The sequence below is a fragment of the Nonomuraea wenchangensis genome (assembly GCF_900111685.1).
GTDB lineage: Bacteria > Actinomycetota > Actinomycetes > Streptosporangiales > Streptosporangiaceae > Nonomuraea > Nonomuraea wenchangensis.
The window spans coordinates 73761-89675 of the sequence record NZ_FOHX01000010.1; the positions used below are offsets into that span (position 1 = coordinate 73761).

At 72.6% G+C, this 15915-nt stretch carries 16 protein-coding genes; 13 read left to right on the forward strand and 3 right to left on the reverse strand.

Going from position 1 to position 15915, the window contains the following annotated elements; all coding sequences use genetic code 11:
- Positions 1–53 precede the first annotated feature (53 nt).
- The 5 genes from BMW85_RS28285 to BMW85_RS28305 are packed head-to-tail and all read left to right on the forward strand — an operon-like array spanning position 54 to position 4580.
- The gene (locus BMW85_RS28285; protein WP_091087284.1) at positions 54–950 is read left to right on the forward strand and encodes a dihydrodipicolinate synthase family protein; all 897 of its coding nucleotides are present in this window, start codon (positions 54–56) and stop codon (positions 948–950) included.
- A 10-nt stretch (positions 951–960) separates the two neighbouring features.
- On the forward strand, positions 961–1962 hold the full coding sequence (locus BMW85_RS28290; RefSeq protein WP_091087286.1) for a proline racemase family protein: 1002 nt from the start codon (positions 961–963) through the stop codon (positions 1960–1962).
- A complete protein-coding gene (locus BMW85_RS28295) occupies positions 1959–2924 on the forward strand; it encodes a proline racemase family protein (RefSeq protein ID WP_091087288.1) in 966 nt (321 codons plus the stop codon). Before BMW85_RS28290 ends, BMW85_RS28295 begins: the two co-directional genes overlap by 4 nt.
- Positions 2921–3889 carry an ornithine cyclodeaminase family protein gene (locus BMW85_RS28300; RefSeq protein WP_091087290.1) on the forward strand — a complete coding sequence of 323 codons (969 nt, stop codon included), beginning with the start codon at positions 2921–2923 and terminating at the stop codon, positions 3887–3889. Before BMW85_RS28295 ends, BMW85_RS28300 begins: the two co-directional genes overlap by 4 nt.
- A gap of 13 nt (positions 3890–3902) precedes the next feature.
- Positions 3903–4580 (forward strand): GntR family transcriptional regulator, encoded by a 678-nt coding sequence (locus BMW85_RS28305; protein WP_091087293.1) that lies wholly within the window; start codon positions 3903–3905, stop codon positions 4578–4580.
- Positions 4581–4896: 316 nt separating this feature from the next.
- Here BMW85_RS28305 and BMW85_RS28310 read toward each other — a convergent pair whose 3' ends face one another.
- On the reverse strand, positions 4897–5811 hold the full coding sequence (locus tag BMW85_RS28310) for an EamA family transporter (protein ID WP_177240925.1): 915 nt from the start codon (positions 5809–5811) through the stop codon (positions 4897–4899).
- 107 nt (positions 5812–5918) lie between these two features.
- Here BMW85_RS28310 and BMW85_RS28315 point away from each other — a divergent pair, with 107 nt between their 5' ends.
- Positions 5919–7103, forward strand: a complete 1185-nt coding sequence (locus tag BMW85_RS28315) for an MFS transporter (RefSeq protein ID WP_091087296.1) — start codon at positions 5919–5921, stop codon at positions 7101–7103.
- Positions 7104–7144: 41 nt separating this feature from the next.
- Here BMW85_RS28315 and BMW85_RS28320 read toward each other — a convergent pair whose 3' ends face one another.
- Positions 7145–7933 (reverse strand): ABC transporter permease, encoded by a 789-nt coding sequence (locus BMW85_RS28320; protein ID WP_091087299.1) that lies wholly within the window; start codon positions 7931–7933, stop codon positions 7145–7147.
- On the reverse strand, positions 7930–8838 hold the full coding sequence (locus BMW85_RS28325) for an ABC transporter ATP-binding protein (protein ID WP_091087300.1): 909 nt from the start codon (positions 8836–8838) through the stop codon (positions 7930–7932). Before BMW85_RS28325 ends, BMW85_RS28320 begins: the two co-directional genes overlap by 4 nt.
- A gap of 173 nt (positions 8839–9011) precedes the next feature.
- Between BMW85_RS28325 and BMW85_RS28330 the strand changes: the two genes are divergently transcribed.
- From BMW85_RS28330 to BMW85_RS28360, 7 genes are all read left to right on the forward strand, one after another.
- Complete coding sequence (locus BMW85_RS28330; RefSeq protein ID WP_091087303.1) at positions 9012–10247, forward strand: multidrug effflux MFS transporter; 1236 nt, start codon at positions 9012–9014, stop codon at positions 10245–10247.
- Positions 10248–10342: 95 nt separating this feature from the next.
- Positions 10343–11056 (forward strand): helix-turn-helix transcriptional regulator, encoded by a 714-nt coding sequence (locus tag BMW85_RS28335; protein WP_091087305.1) that lies wholly within the window; start codon positions 10343–10345, stop codon positions 11054–11056.
- A complete protein-coding gene (sufB, locus tag BMW85_RS28340; protein ID WP_091087307.1) occupies positions 11053–12465 on the forward strand; it encodes a Fe-S cluster assembly protein SufB in 1413 nt (470 codons plus the stop codon). The genes BMW85_RS28335 and sufB overlap by 4 nt, the downstream gene beginning before the upstream one ends.
- Positions 12465–13586: a Fe-S cluster assembly protein SufD gene (gene sufD, locus BMW85_RS28345; RefSeq protein ID WP_091087309.1), complete on the forward strand. Its 1122-nt coding sequence runs from the start codon at positions 12465–12467 to the stop codon at positions 13584–13586. Before sufB ends, sufD begins: the two co-directional genes overlap by 1 nt.
- A complete protein-coding gene (locus BMW85_RS28350; RefSeq protein WP_091087311.1) occupies positions 13583–13912 on the forward strand; it encodes a non-heme iron oxygenase ferredoxin subunit in 330 nt (109 codons plus the stop codon). Before sufD ends, BMW85_RS28350 begins: the two co-directional genes overlap by 4 nt.
- Before the next feature lie 6 nt (positions 13913–13918).
- Positions 13919–14665 (forward strand): Fe-S cluster assembly ATPase SufC, encoded by a 747-nt coding sequence (sufC, locus tag BMW85_RS28355; protein ID WP_091087313.1) that lies wholly within the window; start codon positions 13919–13921, stop codon positions 14663–14665.
- A complete protein-coding gene (locus tag BMW85_RS28360; RefSeq protein ID WP_091087315.1) occupies positions 14662–15915 on the forward strand; it encodes a cysteine desulfurase in 1254 nt (417 codons plus the stop codon). The genes sufC and BMW85_RS28360 overlap by 4 nt, the downstream gene beginning before the upstream one ends.

Below are 15915 nucleotides of genomic sequence, written 5' to 3' on the forward strand. Positions count from 1 at the left end.
TATGTGACATATTACAGCCGTAAGCGGTCCCCCCACTCCTGGAGGAATCCCTGATGGCCCTGGCGGAACGCAAGCCCTGGCGCGGCGTCATGGTCGCCACCGCGCTGCCCCTGCGCGACGACCTGTCCGTCGACCTCGACGGCTACGCCGACCACTGCCGCTGGCTCGTCGACAACGGCTGCGACGGCGTCGTGGTCAACGGCTCGCTCGGCGAGTACCAGACGCTCACCGCCGAGGAGCGCGCCGCGGTCGTCGAGACCGCGGTCGCCGCCGTCGGCGGCGCCAACGTCATGGCCGGAGCCGGCGCGTACGGCGCCGCCGAGTCCCGCCGCTGGGCCGAGCAGGCCCGCGAGGCCGGCTGCGGCTCGGTGCTCCTGCTGCCCCCCAACGCCTACCGCGCCGACGAGCGGGCCGTCCTCGCCCACTACCGCGAGGTGGCCGCGGCCGGGCTTCCGGTCGTGGCCTACAACAACCCCTACGACACCAAGGTCGACCTCACCCCCGCGCTGCTGGCCCGGCTGCACGAGGAGGGCCTGATCGTGGCGGTCAAGGAGTTCACCGGGGACGTGCGGCGGGCGTACGAGCTGGCCGAGCTGGCCCCCGGCCTGGACCTGCTGATCGGCGCCGACGACGTGCTGCTGGAGCTGGCCCTGGCCGGCGCGACCGGCTGGGTGGCCGGCTACCCCAACGCCCTGCCCGCCGCCACCTCCGCCCTCTACCGGGCCGCCGTCGCGGGCGACCTCGCCACCGCGCTGCCGCTGTACCGGACGCTGCACCCGCTGCTGCGCTGGGACTCCAAGACCGAGTTCGTCCAGGCGATCAAGCTGTCCATGGACCTGGCCGGCCGGCGCGGCGGCCCCTGCCGCCAGCCCCGGCAGCCGCTGACCGGCGAGCAGGAGGCGGCCGTCCGGGCCGTCACCGAGAAGGTGCTCGCGGAAGGGCTGAGGTGAGGATTCCGGCATGAGAACCACGCGCGTCTTCCACGCCGTCGACTCGCACACCGAGGGCATGCCGACCCGCGTCATCACCGGCGGCGTCGGCGTGATCCCCGGCGCCACCATGGCCGAGCGGCGGGTCCACTTCCGCGACCACCTCGACCACATCCGCAAGCTGCTCATGAACGAGCCCCGCGGCCACGCCGCGATGAGCGGCGCCATCCTCCAGCCGCCCACCCGGCCGGACGCCGACTTCGGCGTGCTGTTCATCGAGGTGTCGGGGCTGCTGCCGATGTGCGGCCACGGCACCATCGGCGTGGCGACCGTCCTGGTCGAGACCGGCATGGTCGAGGTGACCGAGCCGGTCACCACCGTCCGCCTGGAGGTCCCCGCCGGGCTGGTCGAGGTGGACGTGGCCGTCGAGGACGGCATGGCCGTGTCGGTGACCCTGCGCAACGTGCCCTCCTACTGCGACCGGCTGGGCGCCGTCGTCACCGTGCCGGGCTTCGGCGAGATCCCGTACGACCTCGCCTACGGCGGCAACTTCTACGCCATCGTCGATCTCGACGCCTACGGCCTGCCCTTCGACCGCAAGGCCAAGAACGAGATCATCGCCGCCGGCCTGGCCACCATGGAGGCCATCAACGCCGCCGACCGGCCCGTGCACCGCGAGGACCCGCGCATCCACGGCTGCCACCACGTCTACTTCGCCGCCCCCGGCTCCGACGCCCGCCACTCCAGGCACGCCATGGCCATCCACCCCGGCTGGTTCGACCGCTCCCCGTGCGGCACCGGCACCAGCGCCCGCATGGCCCAGCTGCACGCCCGCGGCGAGCTGCCCCTGGAGCAGGACTTCGTCAACGAGTCCTTCATCGGCACCCGCTTCGTCGGGCGGCTGCTGGAGGAGAGCACCGTGGGCGGCGCGCCCGCCGTCCTGCCGTCGATCACCGGCCGCGCCTGGGTCACCGGCACCGCCCAATACTTCCTCGACCCGCGCGACCCCTTCCCGGAGGGCTTCCAGCTGTGATCACCACCGTCGACTACCACACCGGCGGCGAGCCGTTCCGCATCGTCACCGGCGGCGGGCCCGACCTCCCCGGCGAGGACGTGCCCGCCCGCCGGATCGCCGCCATGGAGAAGGCCGACGACCTGCGCCGGCTGCTCTGCCACGAGCCGCGCGGCCACGCCGACATGTACGGCTGCTTCCTGGTCCCGCCGGACGACCCCGGTGCGCACCTCGGGGCGCTGTTCTGGCACAAGGACGGGTTCTCCACCGCCTGCGGCCACGGCACGATCGCGCTCGGCGCGTACGCCGTGCACGAGGGCCTGGTGGCGGCACCGCGGGACGGCGTGACCGACGTGGTGATCGACGTGCCCTCCGGGCGGGTCACCGCCCGGGTGCGCACCTCCGGCGGGCGGGTGCGCGGGGTCACGTTCGTGAACGTGCCGTCGTACGTGCTCGCGCGGGACGTCCCGGCGGACGGCGTCCAGGTGGACCTGGCCTACGGAGGCGCGATCTACGCCTCGCTGCCGGCCGCCGCCGTGGGCCTGTCCGTGGAGCCCCGGCACCTGACCGCGCTCATCGGGCACGCCCGGCGGATCAAGGCCGCGCTGGCCGGGCACCCGGCCACCCGGCACCCCCGCGACGAGCGGCTGTCCGGCGTCTACGGCGTGATCTTCCACGACGTGCTGCCGGACGCGGACGGGGCGGCGCACCAGCGCAACGTCACCGTCTTCGCCGACGGCGAGGTGGACCGCTCGCCCTGCGGCTCAGGCACCGCCGCCCGGCTGGCGCTGCTGCACGACGACGGGCTGCGCGGCACGCTGGTGCACCACAGCGTCGTCGGCAGCTCGTTCGTGGCGCGGGTGGCCGAGGTCGTCGCCGAGGGGATCGTGCCGGAGATCGAGGGGATGGCGTACCGGACCGGGCGGCACGTCTTCGAGCTGGATCCCGAGGACCCGGTCGGAACGGGGTTCGTGCTGCGATGACTGATCTGCCCTACCTTGACGCCGCCACGGTCGAGCGGCTGGTGCCGATGGGCCGGGCCGTACGGGTCCTGGAGGACGCCCTGCGCGCCGGGCTCGACCCGGAGGACACCCCGCAGCGGCCCGTGGTGACCGTGCCCGCCGGACAGCTCCTGCTCATGCCCGCGGCCACCGCCCGCTACGTCGGCGTCAAGGCCGTCTCCATCGCGCCCGCCAACCCGGAGCGGGGGCTGCCCCGGATCCAGGGGACATATCTGCTGCTCGACGGCGCCACCCTGGCCCCGCTGGCCGCCCTGGACGGCATCGCGCTCACCTCGCTGCGCACCCCGGCGGTCTCCGCCCTGGCCGTCCGCCACCTGGCCCGGCCGGAGGGCGGCCGGCTCCTCGTCTTCGGCAGCGGGCCGCAGGCATGGGGGCACGTCCTCGCCCTGCGCGAGGTCCGCCCGGTCACCGGGGTCACGGTCGTGGGCCGCGACCCCGCCCGCGCCGCCGCCCTGGCCGAGCGCTGCCGGGCCGCCGGCCTGCCCGCCCGCGCCCACGGCCAGGAGGAGAGCGCCGCCGTCGCGGCGGCCGTGGCGGAGGCGGACCTGATCGCCTGCTGCACGACCGCCAGGGAACCGCTGTTCCCCGGTAAGCTCGCCCGCGACGGCGTCACCGTCGTCGCCGTCGGCTCCCACGAGCCCGACGCCCGCGAGCTGGACGGCGACCTCGTCGCCCGCGCCACCGTGGTCGTCGAGGCGCGCACGGCGGCGCTGGAGGAGGCCGGCGATGTCATCGTTCCGATCCGCCACGGTACGATCACCTCTGGTCATCTCGCGGGCGACCTCGCCGAGCTGGTCGCGGGCGCGGTGCCGGTGGGCACCGGGCCGCGGGTGTTCAAGAGCACCGGCATGGCGTGGGAGGACCTCGTGGTGGCCGCCGCCGCCTACGAGGCGTGGGCGGGCGGCGAAACCGGCGAGGGAGCGTAGACAGGGAGGGCGGATGGCTGCCGCAGACCGGCTCGACCTGCCGGCGGTGGGGGAGCGACAGAGCCTGCGCGAGCAGGTGGCGCAGGCGTTGCGCGCCGCGCTGATCGCCGGCGAGATGCGGCCCGGCGTGGTCTACTCCGCCCCGGTGCTGGCCGCCCAGTTCGGCGTCTCGGCCACCCCCGTCCGCGAGGCGATGCTCGACCTGGCCAAGGAGGGCCTGGTCGAGGCGGTCCGCAACAAGGGCTTCCGGGTGACCGAGCTGTCCGACCGCGACCTCGACGAGCTGACCGAACTGCGCCGTCTCATCGAGGTGCCGACGGTGGCCAGGCTGGCCGGCACCATGGAGGCCGCCGCGTTCGAGCGGCTGCGGCCGATCGCCGAGGAGATCGTCGTCGCCGGCGAGGCCGGTGACCTGCTCGCCTACGTCGACGCCGACCTGCGCTTCCACGTCGAGCTGCTGGCGCTGTCGGGCAACGCGCGCCTGGTGTCCGTCGTACGCGACCTGCGCAACCGGGCCCGGCTCTACGGCCTGTCCCAGCTCTCCGAGCGCGACGCGCTCGGCGACTCCGCCCGCGAGCACCTGGCGCTGCTCGACGCCCTCGCCGGCGGCGACGGCGAGGCCGTGGCCCGGCTCATGGACGAGCACATCGGCCACGTCCGCGGCATCTGGGCCGCCCACGCCGGCTCCTGACGATCCCGCGCACGAGTTTGCACATTCGGGGATCGGACATTCCCCGCGCGAGGTAATCTCATTGCGGGCCCGCCGGAAGACACACATCCGGGCCCGCCCGCACCACCCACACACCCGCCCCCGCGGCCCGACCGGCCGCGCTCCCCGTCGCGAGGAGCAGGGCGGCACCCCACAAGCTCGGTCACGCGGAATCCCGCCCTCCGCTGGCCTTCCTCGGGCTCGGCACAACCCCGCCCATAGACGCCGAGCCCTCCGCCGCGCGCCCGCGAGTTCCCGTCCCGCGGCGCGCGGCGGACCCTTTTCCCGCGGGTCTCTCCTACGCCTTGCCGCGCCTGGCCGAGCCCAGGCTGGCGGCGACCACGCACACGATCGCCACCCAGTGCTGCGCGTCCAGGACCTCGCCCAGCAGCAGCACGCCGATCAGCGCCGCCACGGCCGGCTCCAGGCTCATCAGGATGCCGAACACCTGCGGCGGCATACGCCGCAGCGCCTTCAGCTCCAGCGAGTACGGGATCACCGACGACAGCAGCCCCACGCCCAGCCCGATGAGCAGCAGGTGCGGCTGCAGCAGCTCGGCCCCGCCGGTCGTGACCCCGACCGGGGCGATCACCACAGCCGACACGATCATCGCGAACGCCAGCCCGCTCGTCCCGGGGAACCGCCGCCCGGCCGCCGCCGACAGCAGGATGTAGCCCGCCCAGCAGGCCCCCGCCACCAGCGCGAAGCCGATGCCGGCCCAGCTCGCCGCGGCCGAGTCGCCCCAGGGCGCGAGCAGCGCCACCCCGGTGGCCGCCAGGGTCACCCACAGCAGGTCGATCCGCCGCCGCGACGCCGCGACGGCCACCCCCAGCGGCCCCAGGAACTCGATCGCCACGGCGATGCCCATCGGCAGCCGCGCCAGCGCCTCGTAGAACGACAGGTTCATCAGCGCCAGCGTCAGGCCGAACCCGACGCCGACCGCCCAGTCGCGCCAGGTCAGCCCCTTCAGCCTCGGCCGGACGAAGGCACCCATGATGACCGCGCCGGCCGCGATGCGCAGGAACACCACCGCGCTCGGCGGCAGCACCGCGAACAGCTCCTTCGCCAGGCCCGCGCCGAGCTGCACCGAGATGATCGCGAGCAGCACCAGCGAGGACGGCGGGATCGAGTCGGCCGCCGCGCGCAGCAGGTTACCCGGCCGCGGCAGGCCGGAGCCGCGCTCGATCGGGTCGTCCAGGGCGAAGGCGGTCACGGAGCCGGCTCCTCACGGGAAGGCGGGATGAAGGGGAACGGACCGGTAGAGCCTACTTGGGGTCCGCGACATTTCCGCATTTAGGGGCACGTTTAAAGTGGTACGCCATGGACGCGACCCCCACCCCCGCCCCCGCCGGCCTCGCCGCTCCTCCACTGGGCGTGTCCGCCGCCTCGTTCGTCAGCAGCTTCGACCGCTTCGCCGTCAGCCCCATGCTCGTCGTGATCGCCACCGACCTCGGCGTGCCGCTGTCGGCGTCGGTCACCGCGGCCAGCGGCTACTTCCTGGCCTACGGACTCACCCAGCCGCTCTGGGGCGTGCTGTCGGACCGGTTCGGGCGGGTGCGGATCATGCGCGGCGCGCTGGTGGGCGCGGCCGTGGCCGGGCTGGTCTCGGCGCTCATGCCCGCGCTCTGGGCGCTGGTGGCCGCCCGGGTGGTGACCGGCGCCTGCTTCGGCGCGGTGATCCCGACCGGGCTCACGTACGTGGGCGACACCGTACGGCCCGCGCTCCGGCAGCGCGCGCTCACCGACCTCATGAGCGCGACCGCGCTCGGCACCGCCCTCGCCACCGGGCTCGGCGGCGCGCTCGCCGGGCTGGTGAGCTGGCGGGCCGCCTTCACCGTGCCCGCCGCCTGCGCCCTGGTCTGCGCGCTGGCCCTGCGCTCGCTGCCCGAGCCGCCCCGCGACGGCGCCCCCGCCGCGATGCGGCGCTTCCTCGGCATGGTGCTCGGGCAGCGCTGGGCGCTGCTGGTCTTCGCGCTCGCCTTCGCCGAGGGCGCGATCATGCTGGGCGTGATGCCGTTCCTCGCCCCGGCTCTGGAGCACTCCGGCGTCGCCGCCGCCCTCGCCGGGCTCGGCATCACCGCGTACGGGCTCGGGCTCTGGGTGCAGGCGAAGCTGGTCAAGCGGCTGTCGGGACGCTGGCCCGCGCCGCTGCTGATGACGGTGGGCGGGGCGCAGCTCGTCGCGGGCTTCGCGCTGGCCGCGGCCCGGGTCAACCTCGTCACCGTGGCCGTCACCGCGCTGCTGCTCGGCGGCGGCTGGTCGTTCCTGCACTCGTCGCTGCAGACGTGGGCGACGTCGGTCGTGCCGCAGGCCAGGGGCACCACGATCGCGTTCTTCGCCGCCGCGCTCTTCGTCGGCAGCGCCCTCTCCTCGTGGGCGGCCGGGCCGCTGGCCGAGGCGGGCCGCTATCCGCTGCTGTTCGGGCTGGCCGCCGCCGCGGCGGCGCCGCTGGCCGCCGTGGCCGCGCTCACCCGCCGCCGCTACGGCGCCGTACGCGCGGGCTGACGGCCCCCAGGCTCATTCCCAGCGGCCGTCTGTCGCCGGGCTCACTCCCAGCGGAACGTCCGCGACACCAGCCCCAGCGACAGCACCGCCCAGGCCGCCAGCACGCCCAGGGGGGCCAGCGGCAGCGCCGCCCCCTCGGCGAGCACCGCGCGCAGCCCGCCGGTCAGCGCCGAGATCGGCAGCACCTCCAGCGCCGGCCGCAGGCTCTCGGGGAACTTCGCCAGCGGGAAGACCACCCCGCCGGCCCCGAGCAGCACCAGGTAGACGAGGTTGGCGGCGGCCAGCGTCGCCTCCGCGCGCAGCGTGCCCGCCATGAGCAGGCCGAGCCCGCTGAAGGCCGCCGTGCCGGCCACGATCAGCAGCGCCGCGGCCAGGAACGACCCCTGCGGCCGCCAGCCCAGCGCCAGCCCGACGCCCACGATCACCGCCGCCTGGATGACCTCCACGGCCAGCACCGCCACGGTCTTGGCCAGCATGAGCCCGGACCGCGACAGCGGGGTCGCGCCGAGCCGCTTGAGCACGCCGTAGCGGCGCTCGAAGCCGGTCGCGATGGCCTGCCCGGTGAAGGCCGTGGACATCACTGCGAGGGCCAGCACGCCGGGGACCAGGAAGTCGACCCGCCGCGCGCCGCCCAGGTCGATCAGCGGGGCCAGCGAGAAGCCCACCAGCAGCAGCACCGGGATGATCAGGGTGAGCAGGAGCTGCTCGCCGTTGCGCAGGGTGGCGCGCAGCTCCGCGCCGGCCTGCGCCAGCACCATGCGCGGGAACGGCGCCGCGCCCGGCGCGGGGGTGAGGTCCAGCGTGCCCGTGACCCGCTCGTACGTGCTCAACGCAGCTCCCTGCCGGTCAGCTCCAGGAAGACGTCCTCAAGGGTGCGCCGCTCGATGCGCAGGTCGTCGGCCGTGACGCCCTCGGCCGCGCACCAGGCGGTGACGGTGGCCAGCAGCTCGGGGCCGACCCGGCCCTCGATGATGTAGTGGCCGGCCGGCGACTCCTTGGCCGCGCTGCCCGAAGGGAGCGCGTTGAGCAGCTCCTCCAGCGTCAGCCCCGGCCGCGCCCGGAACCTGAGCTGCCGCTCGGCCCCGGTGAGCGAGGCGGGCGTGCCCTCGGCCACCACCCGTCCCTTGTCGATGATCACCACGTGGTCGGCCAGGCGTTCGGCCTCGTCCATGTGGTGCGTGGTGAGCACCACCGAGACCCCGGCCGAGCGCAGCTCGCCCACCAGCTCCCAGCAGGCGTGCCTCGCCTGCGGGTCGAGCCCGGCGGTCGGCTCGTCGAGGAAGACCAGCTCGGGGCGGCCGATGACGGCGGCGGCCAGCGACAGCCGCTGCTGCTGCCCGCCCGACATGCGGCGGAAGGGGGTGCGGGCGTGCCCGGCGAGCCCGAGCCGCCCCAGCAGCGCGCCGGGGTCGAGTGGCCGGGCGTGGAAACGCGCGACCAGGCGCAGCCACTCGCCGCAGCGCACCGCCGGCGGCACCCCGCCGGACTGCAGCATGACCCCGACCCGGGCGCGCAGCTCGGGCCGCTCGGGGGTCAGCCCCAGCACCCGCACGGTGCCCGCGTCGGCGGTGCGGAACCCCTCGCAGATCTCGACCGTGGTCGTCTTGCCCGCGCCGTTGGGGCCGAGGACGGCCGTGACCGCGCCACGCTCGGCGCGCAGGGCGAGCCCGTCGAGCGCGACGCCGGCGCCGTAACGTTTGACCAGGTCGAGGATCTCGACGGCTGGGGATTCCATGACGACGAGTCTAAGGACTGCGCGGGGCGGTCCGGGCCTCAGGTGAGTCCGTGGGCGTGGGCTCCTATGGAAAGATAGGGAAATATCTGATAACCGGGAATTAGGAGGACCGGACAGCGGTTTCCCTACCTCGGCCCTCGTGGGCCACCTGGTTCGCGAGGAGAGGGGATTGCATGTCCGTGGCCGCAGCCACGTCCACCGCCGTCAGAGCCGAGCGGAAGGAGCGGCGGGCGCTGCTCCTGGTGCTTCTCGGCGCGCTCTCGGCCATCGGGCCGCTCTCCATCGACATGTACCTCCCGGCGCTGCCCGCCATCACCTCCGAGATGCTGAGCGGCCCCGCCCAGGTCCAGCTCACGCTCACCTCCTGCCTCATCGGCGTGTCGGTCGGGCAGGTCATCGCCGGCCCGCTCAGCGACGTGCGCGGGCGGCGGATGCCGCTGATCGTGGGCGTGGCCGGGTTCATGGTCGCCTCGCTGCTGTGCGCGTTCGCGCAGTCGGTGCCGATGCTCATCGCCTTCCGCCTGCTGCAGGGCATGCTCGGCGGCGCGGCCCTGGTCATCGTGCGCGCCGTGGTGCGCGACCTGTACGAGGGCGCCGCCATCGCCCGCATCTTCGCCACGCTCATGCTGGTCAGCGGCCTGGCGCCGATCCTCGCCCCGATCGCCGGGGCGCAGCTGCTGGCGTTCACCTCCTGGCGGGGCGTCTTCATAGCGCTCAGCCTGGCCGGCGTCGTGCTGCTGATCGCGGTGCTCGCCGGGGTGCGCGAGACGCTGCCGGCCGGCAGCCGCGAGAGCGGCGGGCTCGGGCACACGGTCCGCACGTTCTGGCACCTGCTGCGCGACCGCTCGTTCATGGGGTACGCGCTCACCGGCGGCCTGGCCTTCGCCGCGATGTTCGGCTACATCTCCGGCTCGCCGTTCGTGCTGCAGGAGGTCTACGGCGCCACCCCGACGCAGTACTCCCTCATCTTCGGGCTCAACGCCCTCGCCCTCACCGTCATGGCCCAGGTCGGCGGCCGGCTGTCGGGGCGGGTGCCCCCGGCGGCCCTCGTGGTGGCGGGCCTGGCCACCAGCCTGGCCGGCGCCGCCCTGCTCATGACGGCCGCGCTCACCGGGCTCGGTCTGTGGGGCATCGTGGCGGGCCTGGTCGTCATCATGCTCGGCCAGGGCCTGACGCTGCCCGGCACCAGCGCGCTGGCGCTGGGCTCGCAGCCCGCCCAGGTGGCCGGCAGCGCGTCGGCGCTGATGGGCGTGCTGCAGTTCGCGCTGGGCGCGGTCTCGGCGCCGCTGGTCGGCGTCGTCGGCGCGGGCACCGCCGTGCCGATGGCCTCCGTGATGCTCGGGCTCATCGTCTGTGCCACCCTGGCGTTCGGCGTCCTGGGCCGTACGCGGGTGCCGAGCAGGAGTTAGGTAAGGCTACCCTGCGTGACAAATTCCATTGCCGAGCTGCCGCGATCCATTTGTGAGCCGGGAAGGATTTACGGCACACTGATGTTGTGAAAAACATGCCCACGATCGAGCCCGGAAGCGAACGCGGCACCCGTGCCCGCGTCGCCCGGCTGATCCTTGAGCATGGTCCCGTCGCGGCCGCCGCCCTCGGCGAGCGGCTCGGGCTCACACCCGCGGCCGTCCGGCGTCACCTCGACGCCCTGCTGGCCGACGGGATGATCGAGCCCCGCACGGTGCGCCCGCGCGGGCAGCGCGGGCGGGGGCGACCGGCCAAGCTGTTCGCCATCACCGACGCGGGGCGCAGTGCCTTCGAGCACGCCTATGACGACCTGGCCGGCAGCGCGCTGCGCTACCTGGCCGAGCGCATGGGGCAGGACGCTGTGGCCGACTTCGCCCGCTCGCAGGTCTCCGGCCTGCTCAAGCGGCTGGAGCCGGCCATGCGGACGGTGCCGGCCGAGCAGCGCGTACAGGTGCTGGCGCAGGCGCTGTCGGCGGAGGGTTACGCCGCCTCGGCCAGCAAGGCCAAGTCCGGCGGCGACCAGCTCTGCCAGCATCACTGCCCGGTGGCCCACGCGGCAGCGGAGTTCCCTCAACTCTGCGAGGCCGAGACGGAGGCGTTCGCGCAGCTCCTCGGCACACCGGTGCAGCGCCTGGCCACGATCGCGCACGGCGACGGGGTCTGCACGACGCACGTGAGCCCGCAGACGCTGGGCGAATCCGCACACAGGGACAAGAGTCCTCACGATAAGAGCAAGGAGACCGGAAGGTGACTGTCACCGACCGCCCGGAGCTGGAAGGCCTCGGGAATTACAAGTTCGGCTGGGCCGACCCTGACATCGCCGGGGCGACGGCCAGGCGCGGCCTGTCCGAAGAGGTCGTCCGCGAGATCTCCGCGCTGAAGAACGAGCCGGAGTGGATGCTCGACCTGCGCCTCAAGGGTCTCCGGCTCTTCGGCAAGAAGCCGTTGCCCACCTGGGGCGCCGACCTCACGGACATCGACTTCGACAACATCAAGTACTTCGTGCGCTCGACGGAGAAGCAGGCCACGTCCTGGGACGAGCTGCCCGCCGACATCAAGAGCACCTACGACAAGCTCGGCATCCCCGAGGCCGAGAAGCAGCGCCTCATCGCCGGCGTCGCCGCCCAGTACGAGTCCGAGGTCGTCTACCACAAGATCCGTGAGGACCTTGAGGAGAAGGGCGTCATCTTCGTCGACACCGACACGGGCCTGAAGGAGCACGAGGAGCTCTTCAAGGAGTACTTCGGCTCGGTGATCCCGGTCGGCGACAACAAGTTCGCCGCGCTCAACACCTCCGTGTGGTCCGGCGGCTCGTTCATCTACGTGCCGCCGAACGTCGAGGTCGAGATCCCGCTGCAGGCCTACTTCCGGATCAACACCGAGAACATGGGCCAGTTCGAGCGCACGCTCATCATCGTCGACGAGAACAGCTACGTGCACTACGTCGAGGGCTGCACCGCGCCGATCTACTCCAGCGACTCGCTGCACAGCGCCGTCGTCGAGATCATCGTGAAGAAGAACGCCCGCTGCCGTTACACGACCATCCAAAACTGGTCCAACAACGTCTACAACCTGGTCACCAAGCGCGCCGTCGCCTACGAGGGTGCCACCATGGAGTGGATCGACGGCAACATCGGCTCCAAGGTCACGATGAAGTACCCCGCCGTCTACCTCATGGGCGAGCACGCCAAGGGCGAGACCCTGAGCGTCGCCTTCGCCGGCGAGGGCCAGCACCAGGACGCCGGCTCCAAGATGGTGCACCTGGCGCCCAACACCAGCTCCAGCGTCATCTCCAAGTCGGTGGCGCGCGGCGGCGGCCGCACCTCCTACCGCGGTCTGGTGCAGATCGAGGAGGGCGCCCACGGCAGCGCCAGCACCGTCAAGTGCGACGCCCTGCTGGTCGACCAGATCAGCCGCTCCGACACCTACCCCTACGTCGACGTCCGCGAGGACGACGTCTCGATGGGCCACGAGGCCACGGTCTCCAAGGTCAGCGAGGACCAGCTGTTCTACCTCATGAGCCGCGGGCTCGACGAGGACGAGGCGATGGCGATGATCGTGCGCGGCTTCGTGGAGCCGATCGCGCGTGAGCTGCCCATGGAGTACGCGCTCGAGCTCAACCGGCTGATCGAGCTGCAGATGGAAGGAGCCGTCGGCTGATGGGCCTGAACGAGAAGCCCCTGTCGACCCTGCACGAGAAGTCGTCCTACGACCTGGGCGACTTCGACGTCCCGACCGGTCGCGAGGAGGCCTGGCGGTTCACGCCGCTCACGCGGCTGAAGGGCCTGCACAACGGCAAGGCCGAGGCGGCGGGTCACGTCCGTCTGGACGTCGACGCCGCCCCCGAGGTCACCGTCGAGACGGTCGGCCGTGACGACGCCCGCGTCGGCAAGTCGTTCACGCCCACCGACCGGGTCAGCGCCCAGGCGTGGAACAGCTTCGAGAAGGCCACCGTCATCACGGTGCCGCGCGAGGCCGTCGCCTCCAAGCCGACCGTGCTCACCCTCACCGGTGAGGGCGACGGCGCCGCCTACGGCCACCTCGTGGTCAAGGTGGAGCCGCTGGCCGAGGCCGTGGTCGTGCTCGACCACAAGGGCAGCGCCGTCTACGCCGACAACATCGAGTTCGTCGTCGGCGAGGGCGCCAACCTCAAGGTCGTCAGCCTCCAGGACTGGGACGACGACGCCGTCCACGTCTCGCACCACCACGCCCAGCTCGCCAAGGACGCGACCTTCCGCAGCTTCGTGGTGACGCTCGGCGGCGACCTGGTGCGGCTGTCGCCCAGCGTGGCCTACACCGCGCCGGGCGGCGACGCCGACCTGTCGGGCGTCTACTTCGTGGACGCCGGACAGCACCTGGAGCACCGCCTGCTGGTCGACCACTCCCAGCCTCACTGCAAGAGCAACGTCGACTACCGCGGCGCGCTGCAGGGCGACCGGGCGCACGCCGTCTGGATCGGCGACGTGATCATCAGGGTCGAGGCCGAGGGCACCGACACCTACGAGCTCAACCGCAACCTCATCCTCACCGACGGCGCCCGCGCCGACTCGGTGCCCAACCTGGAGATCCTCACCGGTGAGGTCGCCGGCGCGGGGCACGCCTCCGCCTCCGGCCGCCTCGACGACGAGCACATCTTCTACCTCCAGGCCCGCGGCATCCCCCACGACGAGGCGCGCCGCCTGGTCGTGCGGGGCTTCCTCGGCCAGCTCATCGAGAAGATCCATGTCGAGGAGCTGCGCGAGCGCGTCATGAGCGCCGTCGAGGCGGAGCTCGCCCGATGAGCGACGCCGGCAGCTTCGAGAAGGTGTGCGCGCTCGCCGACATCCCCGACGGGGGAGTGATCGGCGTCGAGGTGGGGGAGACCCCGGTGGCGCTGGTGCGCAAGGGCGAGCAGGTCTTCGCCCTGCACGACGTCTGCTCACACGCCGAGGTCAAGCTCAGCGAGGGCGAGGTCTACGACGACACGCTGGAGTGCTGGCTGCACGGCTCGTGCTTCGACGTGCACACCGGCAAGCCGACCGGCCCGCCCGCCATCAAGCCCGTGAACGTCTACACAGTCAAGATCGACGGCGATGACGTCCTCGTCTCGCTCTCGAAGGAGTCATAAGCAACCATGTCCACCCTTGAGATCCGCGACCTGCACGTCGCCGTCGAGGACAAGGAAATCCTGCGCGGCGTCAACCTCACGGTGAACTCCGGCCAGACGCACGCCATCATGGGCCCCAACGGCTCGGGCAAGTCGACGCTGGCCTACGCGATCGCCGGCCACCCCAAGTACACCGTCACCGGCGGGCGGGTCCTGCTCGACGGCGTCGACCTGCTGGAGCTGTCGGTCGACGAACGCGCCCGCGCGGGGCTGTTCCTCGCCATGCAGTACCCCGTCGAGGTCCCCGGCGTGTCGGTCTCGAACTTCCTGCGCTCGGCCGTCACCGCCGTCCGCGGCGAGGCGCCCAAGCTGCGCGAGTTCGCCAAGGACCTGAAGAACGGCATGGACGCGCTGTCCATCGACCCCGCCTTCGCCCAGCGCAACCTCAACGAGGGTTTCTCCGGCGGCGAGAAGAAGCGCCACGAGATCCTCCAGATGGAGCTGCTCAACCCGAAGATCGCCGTCCTCGACGAGACCGACTCCGGCCTCGACGTGGACGCGCTGCGCGTGGTGTCCGAGGGCATCAACCGCTTCCGCGCGACCGGCGACACCGGTGTGCTGCTGATCACGCACTACACCCGCATCCTGCGCTACGTGAAGCCCGACTTCGTGCACGTCTTCGCCGGCGGGCGCATCGTCGAGGCGGGCGGGCCGGAGCTGGCCGACAAGCTCGAGGCCGAGGGCTACGAGCAGTACACGAAGGCATCTGCATGACTTCCACCAGCTTGGACGTGGAGCGGATCAGGAAGGACTTCCCGGTCTTCTCCCGCGAGCTGCCCGACGGGCGACCGCTCGTCTACCTCGACTCGGGCAACTCCTCGCAGAAGCCCAACCTGGTCATCGAGACCATGCGCGAGCACCTGGCCCTGCACTACAGCAATGTGGGGCGGGCCATGCACGTGCTCGGCGCGGAGTCCACGGAGGCGTACGAGGGCGCCCGTGACAAGGTCGCGGGCTTCGTCGGCGCGTCGCGCGACGAGGTGGTCTTCACCAAGAACGCCTCCGAGGCGCTCAACCTCGTCGCCTACTCCTTCGGCAACCCCGTCAACACCGACCCCCGCTTCACCCTCGGGCCCGGCGACGAGATCGTCGTCACCGAGATGGAGCACCACTCCAACATCGTGCCGTGGCAGCTGCTCGCGCAGCGCACCGGCGCCACGCTGAAGTGGTTCGGCGTCACCGACGAGGGCCGGCTCGACCTGGCCGACGGCGTGATCACCGAGCGGACGAAGATCGTCTCGGTGGCCCACCAGTCCAACGTGCTCGGCACCGTCAACCCGGTGGTCGAGCTGGCCAGGCGGGCCCACGAGGTGGGGGCGCTCATCCTGCTGGACGCGTCCCAGTCCGTGCCGCACCACCCGGTGGACGTCGCCGCGCTGGACGCCGACTTCGTGGCCTTCACCGGCCACAAGATGGTCGGCCCGTCCGGCATCGGCGTGCTGTGGGCGCGGGCCGAGCTGCTCGACGCCATGCCGCCGTTCCTCGGCGGCGGTGAGATGATCGAGGCGGTCTGGATGGACCGCTCGACCTACGCCCCGGCCCCGCACAAGTTCGAGGCCGGCACGCCGCCGATCGTCGAGGCCATCGGTCTCGGCGCCGCCGTCGACTACCTCACCGGAGTCGGCCTGGAGGCGATCGAGGCGCACGAGCGCGAGCTGACCCGCTACGCGCTGGAGGCGCTGCGCGAGGTGCCGAGGCTGCGCGTCATCGGCCCCGAGACCCTGGAGGCGCGGGGCGGCACGGTGTCGTTCACGATGGAGGGCATCCACCCGCACGACGTCGGGCAGATCCTCGACGACCAGTTCGGCGTCGCGGTGCGCGTCGGGCACCACTGTGCCCGCCCGCTGCACCTGCGGTTCGGAATACCCGCGACCACGCGGGCGTCGTTCTATCTGTACAACACCACGGGCGAGATCGACGCCCTGGTTCGCGGCCTGCATCACGTCCAGAAGGTGTTCGCATAG

Bases quoted from the DNA above. Each gene is read 5' to 3' on its own strand.
- sufD (WP_091087309.1), top strand. From the start codon at position 12,465: ATGGGCCTGAACGAGAAGCCCCTGTCGACCCTGCACGAGAAGTCGTCC.
- BMW85_RS28290 (WP_091087286.1), top strand. From the start codon at position 961: ATGAGAACCACGCGCGTCTTCCACGCCGTCGACTCGCACACCGAGGGC.
- BMW85_RS28315 (WP_091087296.1), top strand. From the start codon at position 5,919: ATGGACGCGACCCCCACCCCCGCCCCCGCCGGCCTCGCCGCTCCTCCA.
- sufC (WP_091087313.1), top strand. From the start codon at position 13,919: ATGTCCACCCTTGAGATCCGCGACCTGCACGTCGCCGTCGAGGACAAG.
- BMW85_RS28360 (WP_091087315.1), top strand. From the start codon at position 14,662: ATGACTTCCACCAGCTTGGACGTGGAGCGGATCAGGAAGGACTTCCCG.
- BMW85_RS28300 (WP_091087290.1), top strand. From the start codon at position 2,921: ATGACTGATCTGCCCTACCTTGACGCCGCCACGGTCGAGCGGCTGGTG.
- BMW85_RS28350 (WP_091087311.1), top strand. From the start codon at position 13,583: ATGAGCGACGCCGGCAGCTTCGAGAAGGTGTGCGCGCTCGCCGACATC.
- BMW85_RS28285 (WP_091087284.1), top strand. From the start codon at position 54: ATGGCCCTGGCGGAACGCAAGCCCTGGCGCGGCGTCATGGTCGCCACC.
- BMW85_RS28305 (WP_091087293.1), top strand. From the start codon at position 3,903: ATGGCTGCCGCAGACCGGCTCGACCTGCCGGCGGTGGGGGAGCGACAG.
- BMW85_RS28330 (WP_091087303.1), top strand. From the start codon at position 9,012: ATGTCCGTGGCCGCAGCCACGTCCACCGCCGTCAGAGCCGAGCGGAAG.
- BMW85_RS28325 (WP_091087300.1), bottom strand. From the start codon at position 8,838: ATGGAATCCCCAGCCGTCGAGATCCTCGACCTGGTCAAACGTTACGGC.
- BMW85_RS28335 (WP_091087305.1), top strand. From the start codon at position 10,343: ATGCCCACGATCGAGCCCGGAAGCGAACGCGGCACCCGTGCCCGCGTC.